The organism is Geobacillus proteiniphilus (assembly GCF_001908025.1).
GTDB lineage: Bacteria > Bacillota > Bacilli > Bacillales > Anoxybacillaceae > Geobacillus > Geobacillus proteiniphilus.
In genome coordinates, this window is record NZ_MQMG01000004.1 from 1 (window position 1) to 11,831 (window position 11,831).

12 protein-coding genes and 1 pseudogene are annotated in these 11,831 nt (G+C 47.7%); 4 read left to right on the forward strand and 9 right to left on the reverse strand.

The window, feature by feature from the left end:
- Positions 1 to 23: 23 nt before the first annotated feature.
- Together BRO54_RS02430 and BRO54_RS02435 are read left to right on the forward strand one after the other, a co-directional pair.
- On the forward strand, positions 24 to 605 hold the full coding sequence (locus BRO54_RS02430; protein ID WP_074043018.1) for a sigma-70 family RNA polymerase sigma factor: 582 nt from the start codon (positions 24 to 26) through the stop codon (positions 603 to 605).
- Positions 595 to 1,344, forward strand: a complete 750-nt coding sequence (locus tag BRO54_RS02435; RefSeq protein ID WP_176202437.1) for an anti-sigma factor — start codon at positions 595 to 597, stop codon at positions 1,342 to 1,344. Before BRO54_RS02430 ends, BRO54_RS02435 begins: the two co-directional genes overlap by 11 nt.
- 370 nt (positions 1,345 to 1,714) lie before the next feature.
- On the opposite strand, the gene BRO54_RS02440 is transcribed toward BRO54_RS02435, so the two are convergent.
- From BRO54_RS02440 to BRO54_RS02475, 8 genes are all read right to left on the reverse strand, one after another.
- The gene (locus BRO54_RS02440; protein WP_074043020.1) at positions 1,715 to 2,833 is read right to left on the reverse strand and encodes a TIGR04053 family radical SAM/SPASM domain-containing protein; all 1,119 of its coding nucleotides are present in this window, start codon (positions 2,831 to 2,833) and stop codon (positions 1,715 to 1,717) included.
- 89 nt (positions 2,834 to 2,922) lie between these two features.
- Positions 2,923 to 3,291: a hypothetical protein gene (locus tag BRO54_RS02445; protein WP_013146110.1), complete on the reverse strand. Its 369-nt coding sequence runs from the start codon at positions 3,289 to 3,291 to the stop codon at positions 2,923 to 2,925.
- A 21-nt stretch (positions 3,292 to 3,312) separates the two neighbouring features.
- Positions 3,313 to 3,966, reverse strand: a complete 654-nt coding sequence (locus BRO54_RS02450; RefSeq protein ID WP_074043021.1) for an ABC transporter ATP-binding protein — start codon at positions 3,964 to 3,966, stop codon at positions 3,313 to 3,315.
- A gap of 25 nt (positions 3,967 to 3,991) precedes the next feature.
- The gene (locus BRO54_RS02455) at positions 3,992 to 5,974 is read right to left on the reverse strand and encodes a hypothetical protein (protein ID WP_074043022.1); all 1,983 of its coding nucleotides are present in this window, start codon (positions 5,972 to 5,974) and stop codon (positions 3,992 to 3,994) included.
- Between the two features lie 152 nt (positions 5,975 to 6,126).
- Positions 6,127 to 6,768 (reverse strand): ABC transporter ATP-binding protein, encoded by a 642-nt coding sequence (locus BRO54_RS02460; protein WP_074043023.1) that lies wholly within the window; start codon positions 6,766 to 6,768, stop codon positions 6,127 to 6,129.
- Between the two features lie 15 nt (positions 6,769 to 6,783).
- Complete coding sequence (locus tag BRO54_RS02465; protein ID WP_074043024.1) at positions 6,784 to 8,280, reverse strand: permease; 1,497 nt, start codon at positions 8,278 to 8,280, stop codon at positions 6,784 to 6,786.
- Positions 8,273 to 9,052, reverse strand: coding sequence for an ABC transporter permease (locus BRO54_RS02470; protein WP_074043025.1), 780 nt, complete (start codon positions 9,050 to 9,052; stop codon positions 8,273 to 8,275). The genes BRO54_RS02465 and BRO54_RS02470 overlap by 8 nt, the downstream gene beginning before the upstream one ends.
- Positions 9,053 to 9,133: 81 nt before the next feature.
- Complete coding sequence (locus tag BRO54_RS02475) at positions 9,134 to 9,520, reverse strand: hypothetical protein (protein ID WP_239691182.1); 387 nt, start codon at positions 9,518 to 9,520, stop codon at positions 9,134 to 9,136.
- Between the two features lie 301 nt (positions 9,521 to 9,821).
- Here BRO54_RS02475 and BRO54_RS02480 point away from each other — a divergent pair, with 301 nt between their 5' ends.
- Together BRO54_RS02480 and BRO54_RS02485 are read left to right on the forward strand one after the other, a co-directional pair.
- Positions 9,822 to 10,424, forward strand: coding sequence for a response regulator transcription factor (locus BRO54_RS02480; RefSeq protein ID WP_074043026.1), 603 nt, complete (start codon positions 9,822 to 9,824; stop codon positions 10,422 to 10,424).
- Between the two features lie 9 nt (positions 10,425 to 10,433).
- Positions 10,434 to 10,697, forward strand: a pseudogene (locus BRO54_RS02485) (transcriptional regulator); the annotation flags it as partial.
- A 246-nt stretch (positions 10,698 to 10,943) separates the two neighbouring features.
- On the opposite strand, the gene BRO54_RS02490 reads toward BRO54_RS02485, so the two are convergent.
- A complete protein-coding gene (locus BRO54_RS02490) occupies positions 10,944 to 11,552 on the reverse strand; it encodes a molybdenum cofactor guanylyltransferase (RefSeq protein ID WP_074043027.1) in 609 nt (202 codons plus the stop codon).
- Positions 11,553 to 11,831 lie beyond the last annotated feature (279 nt).

The following is an 11,831-nucleotide window of genomic DNA, read 5'->3' on the forward strand; positions in this document are numbered from 1 at the left end:
GCATGTGTCGGGAGGTGGGAAAGATGGAAGATCGACGGGAAGACATGGAACTGCTCGAGAAGATCGCCGAAGGCTCGCGCGCCGCCTTTGACCGTTTTTACGAAAAATACGCTCCGATGGTCTATCATATCGCTCTTCGGATCGTCGGCGACGAGGTGGAGGCGGAAGATGTCAGCCACGATGTGTTTCTCGAAATCTTGCAAAAACCGCACCAATTTGATCCGAAGCGGGGAAGCGTTCAAGCCTTTCTTGCCGTGAAAACGAAAAGCCGGTCGCTCGACCGCCTGCGCAAGAAACGGGATCTGTTAGTGAACCGCCTTGAAGAAGCGGCTTTAAAAGAAAAGGGGGCGGAATTTGATTTTCTCCGCCAACTGGAACAACAAGTCATCATAGACGCTTTAACCCATCTCCCCGAGGAGCAGCGGCAAGCCATCATTCACTTTTACTTTCATGGGGAAACACAGCGGGAAATCGCCGCCGCGATGAACAAACCGTTAGGCTCCGTCAAGTCGCTCATCCGCTACGGCTTGCGCAATTTGCGGAAACAAAAAGAGCTGTTCCACTGGATGGAGGCTGGCAGAGGTGAAGAACAGCATGAAGCATAGCCATATTTCGGAAGCAAAAATCGTGGACTGGCTGTTAGGCATGCTGCCAGAGCAAGAAAAAGAAGACGTGTCCAACCATCTAAAGCAGTGCCTTGAATGCCAACGCTTGCTTGAAGCGTGGAAAAGCGTCGGGCTTAAGGAGGAAGCCCAATATGAAGCACCCCCCCTTTCTCATAAAGAGCGAATTTGGGCCCAAGCAGAAGCGCAAAAACAAACAAAGCGGATGCGGCGCGGTCTCCGCATGGCAGGCGGGCTGATCGGTGCGGCTTTGGCCGTCTTCCTTTTCGCTTTGCGCCTTTCCGCTTCGAACGACAGGCCGGCCGTTTCCCATGACGGATCGGATGAGCCATATCGATACCAGATTGTCGAACAAAATACCGACATTCCGATCGAGCGAATCATCCATAATCCCAAAACGAAACAAATTCCGATTGAACCATCGGCGCTCTTTCAACAGATGGACGGCACGATTTGGCTCAATGACGATACGAAGGAAATGCTGATGGAAATTGAAGGGTTGCCGCCGTTTGCGACTCGCGATTATCAATTGTGGATCATTTACACCAACAACGAGGTCAAAGGGGAACTGTTGACGATCCGCCACGGAGCGGCGCGCATTTTGATCACCGGCGAGGATGTCAAACAGTTCAAGCAAATTAAAGCGAGCCTCGAACCAAAGGGAGGAAGCGCGGCGCCGACCGGGCCGGAGACATTTATTGTCGATTTGGACCACGAATGATCTTTCAACAATAAAAACGGGGAAGGCGTCCGCTCCTTCCCCTTGCGTGTAAGAAAAACGGCCATTTCCCCAAATCGATGATCGCCGCAAAAAAGCTTTCGCGAACGAAAAAACTGTTGTCGCGCCGCATCCCTTATTCCCCCATTGTTCAAACAAGCCGCCAACGTCTGAAGGGTGGTGAAAAACAACCATTTTCCCCTAAACCGATGATTCTTGAGTTGTGAGAAGTGCAACATGTATAAGCTTTCTCAATTTGAGAAGCGGCGTGATTCAACGGCATTTTCTGTTAAATCACCAGCCTTCTAGACACTGCCTGAAGAAAAGCCCGTCTGTCACGCAACCGCCGTTGTACAAAAGCAGCCTTCCGTGCCTAGCACTGACTTCGCTCTTTTGTCCGCCACGCTTTCGGAATGTAAATGCAATACGGCTCGCTTTCCAAATAGTCCCCCGTCACCGCGTACGCCCGCGAGCGTGAGCCGCCGCACACATATCGGAACTCGCAGACGCCGCATTTTCCTTTATATTTGTCCGGATTGCGCAAGTCTTGGAAAATCGGCGAGTACCGGTAAATGTCAGCAAGCGGCGTTTCCCGGACGTTCCCTGCTTTGACCGGCAGCAGCCCGCTCGGATAGACGTCGCCGATATGGGAGATAAAGACGAAGCCGTTGCCGTCGTTTACTCCTTTCGGCGCGCGGCCGAGCCCGTCAACTTGCCCGATCAACCCTTTGTTCAAAACGTCTTCGTAGCGGATGCCTCCTTTTGCCGTTTTTCCTTCGCGCATTTTCGCCTGCAGCACGACGCGGCGGTAATGCTGGCCCGCCGTCGTTTTGATATCAAACGGAACGCGCTTGCTCGTTTCATACAACCAGCGAAACACCCGCTCATGCTCGATGGGGGAAATCATGTCCTCCTCCTTCCCCCTGCCTGTCGGCACAAGGAAAAAGACGCTCCAAAGGACGCATTTCAGCTTCTCCACCAACGCCACCATTTCATCAAGCACATGAACGTTGTACCGCGAAATGACGGTGTTGATTTGCACGGGAATGTCGAGTTCATGCAAGTATTGAATCGCACGGATCGTGAGAGCAAACGAGCCGCTCGTGCCGCGGAAATGGTCGTGAATCTCGGCGTTCGGGCCATCAAGGCTGAACGCCCAACGCGACAGGCCGATCTCTTTTGCCTTGCGGATCGCCTCTTTCGTCACATTCGGCGTCGCGCTCGGCGTCATCGACACGCGCAATCCTTTGTCAATCGCGTACTTCGCCAAATCGTACACATCCGGGCGCATGAGCGGATCGCCGCCCGTAAAGACGAGCATCGGCTGATCCATCTCGTAAATCTCATCGATCAGTTTTTTCCCTTCCTCAAACGTCAACTCGCGCGGATCGCGATGGTATTGCGCTTCGGCGCGGCAATGAAGGCACTTGAGTTGGCACGCCCTTGTCAACTCCCAAATGACGATAAACGGGTTTTCATTGAAATCGCGCATCCAATTCCCTCCTTGGCCTCCATTGTACCGCAACATTCAGGCGCGTTATGTGATATGGATCACATTTAGACCTCAACGCTAATTCCATCTTATCTTTCGATTAGCTCAACTGGAACCCCGAAACTGTGGTCAGCCAAAATGGAGGAAACTGCATCCCGTTCCTCCTTTGTATGATAAACAATGCGGATGAGCGCTTCATCCGCTTGATCTCCGCACGGCGCCTCCACCTTCACGCTTACTCCCTTTCCTACGCGCTCCAAGCGAGCTGCGAGATCCCGATGCTGACTCAACGCCTCTCTGACTTCCGATCGGCTCGGCAGTTTTCCGCATTCAGGACGAGCAACGTCCTGTTTGCCTGGGAACGGGATAAGCGACAAACCAATCCCCCCTCCCGCTACTAAAAGTCCGCCGACCAACACAATGGCAACGCCAATGCCCCACCATCGTTTTTTCGTCATCTTGATTCGCCCCCTTTCTTCTCATCTGCCATGCCGCATTCCCTTTAGCGCATGCTCAGCATGGGCGGCTCGCATCATTTTCTCATCGTGGGTCGCGACAATAACCGTTCTCCCTTGCTTCGCCAATAATTGAAGCAGCTCAATGACGCGATCGCCATTGGCCTCATCAAGAGAAGCCGTCGGCTCATCCGCCAAAATGACTTGTGCATCTTTATAGAGAGCGCGTGCGATCGCCAAGCGTCGCTTTTCGCCTCCACTTAGACGGGCGGCCAGTTCTCGTTCTCTTCCATCCAACCCTGTTTCCGATAACACTTTGCGCACCCGCTCCTCATCGCCGACAACTTTCGAACGAAACAAACTCGAAGTCATCGTGATATTAAACGCAACTGATTCTTCCTCAATAATTCCGTAATCTTGGAGAATGAATGCCGCATGGTGTTTCCAAAACAGCCGCCGCTGCTTCGCTCCCCAACTCGTTGTATCGACACCATCAATCAATACACGACCGCTTGTCGGCCGCAAAAGCAATCCAAGCACATGGAGAAGCGTCGTTTTGCCCGCTCCGCTTGGACCAACAAGCGCCGTCAAGGCTCCAGGGGAGCATACGACACTTTCGTTCTCCATAATCGTTCGCTCATTGATAATCATCGTCACTTGATCGGCCTCAATTCTCATGGCAGTCAAGCCTTCCTCCTTCTTTCTACAACTGACGCAGGGAGTTTTTCGCAAACACCCAAGCTGCCGCACCAATATGTACGAGCGGCAAAGCAAGCAGCACAAGCGCCCCCGTTAGACAAACCGGCAACCAGCCGTTTATTCCTTGCAACAGCATAATCAGCATGACCACGATCCCCCCTAACACCCACTCTTTCACGATTCGCCCGCGCGACACCGCCCACCAAGATGCCCCAGCAAGCCGAAGAGGAAAATCGCGTTTTGCTTTTAACACAGCCATAATAAACGCACTAATGGCGGAGGCAATAGCCAAGGCCGCTAAAAGACCAACAATCGATCCAATTCTAAGCCACACGAAATAGGCATAAAGCTGCGCGCGCAAAATTCCTTCCTCCGCCATATAGTTGACGCGGATCCGGTTCTGAAGGCCGCGTTCAGATACGAGTTTCTGTGTTTCCTCTAGTCCGACAAAACTCAACTCCGACGAAGAAGCGACAGAGATCAAAAAGTTGTCATTGAATAATGAATGGACATGAGGGGCAACCAACAATAACACCTCCTTCGGCCGGGCAAACTCAAGCTGTCCGCCAAAGCGGACAAATGGAAAAGGGGACGATCCGGTCAAACGACACATCTTGACCTCATGCCATATGGCTTGAGCCTGTTGCTGGTTTCTTACATATAACGGGATGGAGAGTTCGACAAATTGTCTCACGTCCTTTGGAATCTGTTCCAGCGCAAGAGGAACCAAAGATAGCCCTTTGTTCTTTTTGCGAACGATATCCAACCATCGCTCATTCACGATAACCATGTAACGGTACGGCGCAATGGTCATGCCATCGATGGCGAAATCGTCTTCCGTCCACGCTTTCGATAACACTACGCGATCGTCGGCCTCCGCTTGTCGAACCATGTCCCCCACCGATGGTTGCAACATCTGAAACAACTGCTCGATTTCCGCTCCCCCCGCTCTTCCTGGACGGGACGGGAACACCAACACCGCTTGATCAGCCAACGACTTCCACATGATTTGTTCCTGTGCTGTTTTTCTAGCATTCGTATAAGCTGAAACCGCCGGTGAGACAGCGGAAAGGACGAAAGCAAATACAGCGAGTTTCAATACAGCCGAACTTCTGGCCAAACGCTTGACAGCAGGTTCGCGCATCGCCAACATCTCTGGATTCGGCCATGAGGCAACAGAAAAAATCAACGCGCAAGCCATTGTCAAAGAGATCACCATCGCCTCAGCCAAAAGCAACACTTTACTATAGTAAGGCACGAATCCCCATCCATAGACAAAGCCGACATAAAGAGCGGCCAAGACGTCCAATATAGCGGCGGCCAAAACCATAGCCAGCAAAAAGTGGCTGAAATCCTCGCATTGGATGCGCGACGTCGGAACTCCCGCCAACACACGCAACGCGCGCCCTTTCGCTTTGACCGCCAGCCAGTATAAAGCTAATGACACCATCAGCGCCGAAACAGCCAACAGCGCCACACCAAAATCGCTTTGCACGATCAAAAATTGGAGAATGGTCAACAGAGTCTCTTCGTTCCACTTCTGATCGACCCGATGCGACGCCAGCCAATGTTTCAACTCGTCTATATGATCGGTTTTCCCTGTCACCAAATAATCGCCATTGGCAAACGAATGGGCCAACGCGCGGCGATCGCGGATCTCCGCATCTGGCTCATGGCCAAAACGCTGAATTCTCTTTGGAAAATCCCCTTTCTCCCCCACTTGAACAAAGATCTGTCCCGACTGATCCCCCCGTAAATCTGGCGCGATTTTCATCAATCCTAATTCCCATCGATCGCTCATCGCCCCCAACTGTTGAAACACATCTTCCTGACGCAAATCAGACTGGCTAAAATCCAATGTCACTTTCGCTTTCACATCCAGCTGTTCCGGAAAAAAGCGGTCATGGACATCCGAAACAACAATCGCTACGAAAGCTAAGAGAAGAAACTGCACAGCGGAAACAGCGACCACGATTTTTTTATGCATGAGCCTCATTCCTTCCCTAATCCATCATCCCCCGGAAGAGAAAGACCCCATCCCGCTCGGGAAGGGGTGAAAGAAAAGCTTCCCGTCAAACCGATTCACTATTTGCAAATTCTATAATAATAGGCGTCATCGGACCATGGAAAATTAAGAGCCTATCCCTTCACTTTTTCAAGTTTAAAACGGTTGATTCTGTACACTTCATCGCAAAGAACATCAATATCCTCTTGATTATGGCTGGTAAGCAAAATCGTCCTCCCTTCTTCCCTAAATTTCCGAAGCAAATGGCGGATAGTTTCAACGCTGTCAGCATCTAGAGCATTGAATGGTTCATCTAAAATCAGTGTTTGTTGATCTTCCATAATGGCTTGAGCAATGGCGAGCTTTTGTTTCATTCCAAGTGAGTAATGTTTTACCTTTTGCGTCGATTCCGGATTTAAACCAACCATCCTCATCGTTTGCTTTATTTTGTCATCATTGATTTTGTTTCTAATGAGAGCCAATGCTTTTAGATTATCAAACCCTGTCTTTCCCGCTATATACCCAGGCCGATCAATGATAATTCCAAAATTACTGGGAAATCGTTTATTGGCACCCAGCTCTTCCCCGTCCACGATCACGCTGCCGTGATCAGGGAACATAAATCCGCATATTAGTTTAAATAATACGGACTTTCCTGAACCGTTAGGACCAATAATTCCATAAATTTTCCCCTTTTCCACTGCAAAATTCACGTTTTCAAAAATTGTTGCTCCTTTAAAAGATTTACTGACTTGACTCAGTAGGATATGCGACAACTTCCTCACTCCTTTTTAGAAATCAAGATCTTGTTTATGAAAGACATACAGCAAGAAAACAATCTCTAAAACATTCCATAAAGATAGAACTATGCTTATGCGATAAACCGAGTAATCTGCGAATAAATACGCCATGCTATTCAATCCGGATGGAACTATCCCCCAATTATTAAGACCCGGTAACATAAAGAATGAAAGTATGGCGAGCCCCACTAAACTATAAAACGTTTCTTTACTCAACCAAGAAATAAGAAACACAAATAGTACATAAAATGAAATTTGAAGATAGCCATTGACAAAAAAATGATAAAACACTTCAAGCAACGTGACCGAGCGATCAATCGAAACATAGAAGTCAAAAGAGAAACGCTTCAAAGAAGAAATGAATAAAGCAAGCAATGCTAAGGCGAATAAATATAATCCAATATATAACATGATCTTATGATACCATCTCCAAAACCATCGGGTGATAGACTGATAACGCAAAAGCTTGTAATACCCCATTTCCGACAATTCCTTCTGCAAGTACAATTGGACCCAATAGATGAATCCAAAATACAGAACCCAATAACATAAAAACGACTTGAAATAGAACGCTTGATTGGAACCACCTATAAACATGAAAAGAAATTGGTCCCAAATAGTTTCTCCTGCTTTTTCTCGCATACCGGACCATAATGCCATGACAATCAAGGCAATGAAAACGACATACCTCCAGCTATATCCTTTCATGTTCAAATCTAGTCGATTGACCATCCATATAAGCAGGATCATCAATCCTGTGACCATTGTAAAAGATCCCCATATATTTCCGAACTGTACAGCTCCCGAATGCAAAATCAAGTAATTGCATAAATTGAATAAGGAATGGTGAGGAAGAAGTTTAAATGACACTCCTCCATATACCCATATAAGAATCGCAGTAAATACGATAATACCCCTTTTTTTCCATTTTACATAAATGATGGCCAAAATAAGGTGAATGCAGCTAACACTTAGAATTAGCAACGCAAAATGCAACAACAATGCTAAAAAGGGGCTGTCTATAAATTTTTGCAATATTTGCGTTTCACTTAAAGAACCATCCAGCTTACTAAACGGACTCCAGCCAGCGAAAGAAGGAGCACCGATTGACAAAACTCCGCTCACTGCTCCCCAAACGATCATGGATATGCTGAGGCTTTGAATAAATCGAACTAATGTTGCATACACCCAACTTCGATAAGAACCAAATCGTATCAAAACCGTATAATCAAAATCAGATATAATAATCGAAATAGAACGATATAGAAAAACGGGTAAAATGAAATACAAAATAAGGTAAATATTACCGAAGAAGCTATGTAACAAATCCCATTTATTCAACAATAGTTTTGTTTGAAACGAAGCAACATACATATGCTCTTTCGCTCTTAATCCATATATGTAAATAACTGCTCCAAAGAGAATCCACTTGAATGTCAGCAATTCATTTACAAAATCCTTCCATTTATTCTTTACTGTCCTAGTCATGATGCTTATGCAACCTTTCCTTTAGATAGAATATCAATAGAATCACAACGAAACATAAGACGATAAATGGCACGAATACTGTCCATAAAGGTTGTTGTTGTATACTAAAAGGAAAAATCGTATAAGTAGGGGAAAATTGATCATATCCAAAAACTTGCGTAATAAAATTTCCCAACAAGTAATAGACAAACGGAATGGAAAACCCTACAAAAGGCTTCTCTAAAATCATGACGAGCAACAATCCCATTGTCGCATACATCATTCCATTCAGCCCTACCCATAGTGAGTAAAGAATTCCATATGGCAACGTGCCAAGGGCAAGCAGCTGCTCAAACGTTGTATAAGGGATAGGATTGCCATCTGTTGGATATAAACGAACAATTCCTAAATAAGGTTCAATATACATAGAAAATACAAAAGGGACGAATACGATCAAAAAGGCGAGCAAAAAAGACAGGATCGCATTGACGATCAATTTGCTAAAGAAGTAAGTCGTCAAAGGGATGCGGATACGTACATATGGAATAAAATGATTTTTCTGTTCACTTGGAAAAGAAATCGCATACACGAGAACCATGATGATCGGAAAAAGCAGCGGCACAAAATTCGAATTCAAACGCAGAAAAAGATCCAATTGTCTATAGTAAAGGTAATGATCCTTTATCAACATAAATTGGATGGCAGGCAGGACCAACACTAATGCAGCCCAAACCATACATTGACGCCAGGTAAAGACTCTGATGAATTCAACTTTCACTTGATGGCCCAACATTTTTTACACCCTTTCCCAGACTCGTTTTCATATTTAAAGAGAATGGACCATCCAAACGGTTTGGCCCATTCTCATGATGAATCAATTGCTTCTCCACTCCCCTTTTACCCTTACGTCTACCAATTGAGTAATATCCGAACTAAACTCAACTCTCGCATCCTTGCCTGATTTGATCGAATTAGGCAGTTTGAATGGACCCCCAACCGTGGCAATACGAACCCAAGGTCCAGTTCCCCCGCTATAAGAATGCACTCTTGCATCCAGTGCTTTTCCAAGTATAGATACTTTCAAATCAGCTGATGCGCCGGTAGTCGATTTGGTTTGTTGAGGAGTAAACGCATTATCATTGAACCCTGGGACAATAACGTCATAATCATCATACGTTGTTCCAGCCTGAGCCACGCCTCCTGCGGCAAGAAGTCCTGCAGCTAAAGTAAGCACAGCAAATTTCTTTTTCATTTTTAACATAGTCCTCCTCATTATTTCAAAGATAACCGGCCGGCTTTACCCTTACTGTACCAAAATAAAATTAAAAAAACATCCGTATTTTCCACAAATTTCATTGCGGAAAATACCTATTTTTTGAAATTTCGTTTACAGAGATTGATCTTTATTGTAAAATTTTAACGAATGAAGTTGAGAGAAATGGCCTCATGGATCAAAACAGCACATCACTCATCCCCTGTAAAACTCCATGTTTCACCGCAACGTGTGTTCCAACCAAATGCGTCGCTACTCGCTGCGTTTTACGGGGGGAGGGGGAGAGACAATGGTGAAAATCAACATTTTGATCATAGGGGATCATGGCCTTGTCATGGATGGCATCCGTCAGCTTTTGGAACGCGAGCCCGACTTGGAAGTAGTGGGAGCCGTCTTCTCTCCAGCCGAACTAGAGAAGGAGATCGCTCACTTCCAGCCTGATATCATTGTCATCGATGCTCCGAGCCAAAGGCAGAACAACCTCATTTGGACAAAGAACATCTCATCACGATTCCCTGCAAGCAAAGTGGTCATGTTATCGGGGGATGCCAGCGCAGAATATGTACATGCCGTCCATGAGGCAGGCGCCTATGCTTTTGTATCCAAATGCGATTCTGCCGAAACACTGATTCACGCCATTCGGGAAAGCTATCGCGGGGTGAAATCATTCCCGACTGATCTTACTTTCCATGATGGCTCGCCTCTGACCGACATGGAGTTGGACGTTCTCGATCTCATTGCTAGAGACAAAACAAATCGCGAAATCGGCGAACAACTGAACATCAGTAAACGAACCGTGGAACACCACGTGTCTTCCATTTTGCGAAAACTTCACGTCAAATCGCGGGCGGGAGCAGTCGGAAAAGCGTTTAGGCTCGGATTGCTTGAGTAACCACGTTTGGACAAGTTTATTGACCCGCCATACGTCCAAAAAGTAAAGGAGTGGATGAAAATGAATAAAGTCTTTCGTTTGCTCGTAGAAGATCTAGAACAGGAAAAAGAGAAAGCGGTCAAACAAGCCGAAAAACAAAAAGCCATCGAAATCGCAAAAAACTTGCTTGACGTTCTGCCTATTCACGAAGTCGCGAAACGAACGGGGCTGACCGTCGCCGAAGTAGCGGACTTGGCGAAGGAAATGGACCAAAATCAACCCCCAGTCCAATGACGCAAAAGAGCCGAGGCCATGCGGTTCTTTTTTTCGCACTGTTGTCGTTTCATAAAATTCAAGGTCATCACCAAAAGGTGCACTTGACCTTTCATTGACATAGAAACGTTATTGTACAGGCGAAATCATTTTTAACTTGCGTATCATGAGCGTCTTTCTGTATCAAGTACATTTTGTGGTGAAGAGCCGGGAAAAAGAACCATTTCGTGGTCAAGGACGGCTCTTCCGATTAGCAAAAGATGTATGCTACGTCTGCTTTGGCCAAAATTCCCGCCCGTACCGATACTCTTCCTCAGTATTGACATTGCGCCATACGTCTTCATCCCCGGCAAGCTGCTTGGCATCAACATAGCGAACGCGTGCGCGGTCAAGGAGCGCCGCCATCCGCCGTTCGCCGGCGTCAAGCAGCTCGGCGATCAGGTGGCTAAGTCGCCGGTGGTATAAAGCAACCAACGGTTCGGGACGGCCGCCATGGAGCGGGACGATGGCGTCAAACGTCGGATCGATATAGGAACGAAGCCGCTCCGCCACTTCCCGCCGCATGTACGGCATGTCGCACGGCAGGACGAACACCCAGTCGGCTCGGCTCTGTTCCATGACGGTGTAAATGCCGGCAAGCGGCCCACAGCCGCGGTAGCGTTCCACATCCAGCAGCACCGGGATGTCCGTTTGCCGGCGGAATTCATCGATAAGCGACGGGTGGCTGACGATGTACAGTTCATCGGCGATCGGATCGAGCGCCGCGACGGACCAAGTGAAAAACGGGGCGCCTTGGTGCAGCGCAAACGCCTTCGGCCGCCCGAACCGGCGCGACTGGCCGCCGGCCAGCACCACTCCGGCAATGGTTCGTTTCATCGTGATTCCCCTTTCCGAACCTCGTCTGTTCTTACCGTACCATACGAGCCGACGAAAAAAAAGATTTCCGCCTGCCGACGGAAATCCCGATGGACGCCTAGTTATTTTTTTCTAATCGCCACCTGCCATACGTCCGGCCCTTCCTCAAGGTATTCCCATTTGACACTCCACACGCCTAAAGGGCGTGGGATTCTTGGGTCGTTTGCGCCCTCATCCATTTCTGGTTCGGACAACGCCCAAGTTCGGGGGTGTGTCATCACCCCGTCCCATCGGGTTAGG

Coding starts and splice junctions, on each gene's coding strand:
- BRO54_RS02430 (WP_074043018.1), top strand. CDS start 24: ATGGAAGATCGACGGGAAGACATGGAACTGCTCGAGAAGATCGCCGAA.
- BRO54_RS02435 (WP_176202437.1), top strand. CDS start 595: ATGAAGCATAGCCATATTTCGGAAGCAAAAATCGTGGACTGGCTGTTA.
- BRO54_RS02440 (WP_074043020.1), bottom strand. CDS start 2,833: ATGCGCGATTTCAATGAAAACCCGTTTATCGTCATTTGGGAGTTGACA.
- BRO54_RS02445 (WP_013146110.1), bottom strand. CDS start 3,291: ATGACGAAAAAACGATGGTGGGGCATTGGCGTTGCCATTGTGTTGGTC.
- BRO54_RS02450 (WP_074043021.1), bottom strand. CDS start 3,966: ATGAGAATTGAGGCCGATCAAGTGACGATGATTATCAATGAGCGAACG.
- BRO54_RS02455 (WP_074043022.1), bottom strand. CDS start 5,974: ATGCATAAAAAAATCGTGGTCGCTGTTTCCGCTGTGCAGTTTCTTCTC.
- BRO54_RS02465 (WP_074043024.1), bottom strand. CDS start 8,280: ATGACTAGGACAGTAAAGAATAAATGGAAGGATTTTGTAAATGAATTG.
- BRO54_RS02470 (WP_074043025.1), bottom strand. CDS start 9,052: ATGTTGGGCCATCAAGTGAAAGTTGAATTCATCAGAGTCTTTACCTGG.
- BRO54_RS02475 (WP_239691182.1), bottom strand. CDS start 9,520: ATGTTAAAAATGAAAAAGAAATTTGCTGTGCTTACTTTAGCTGCAGGA.
- BRO54_RS02480 (WP_074043026.1), top strand. CDS start 9,822: ATGGTGAAAATCAACATTTTGATCATAGGGGATCATGGCCTTGTCATG.
- BRO54_RS02490 (WP_074043027.1), bottom strand. CDS start 11,552: ATGAAACGAACCATTGCCGGAGTGGTGCTGGCCGGCGGCCAGTCGCGC.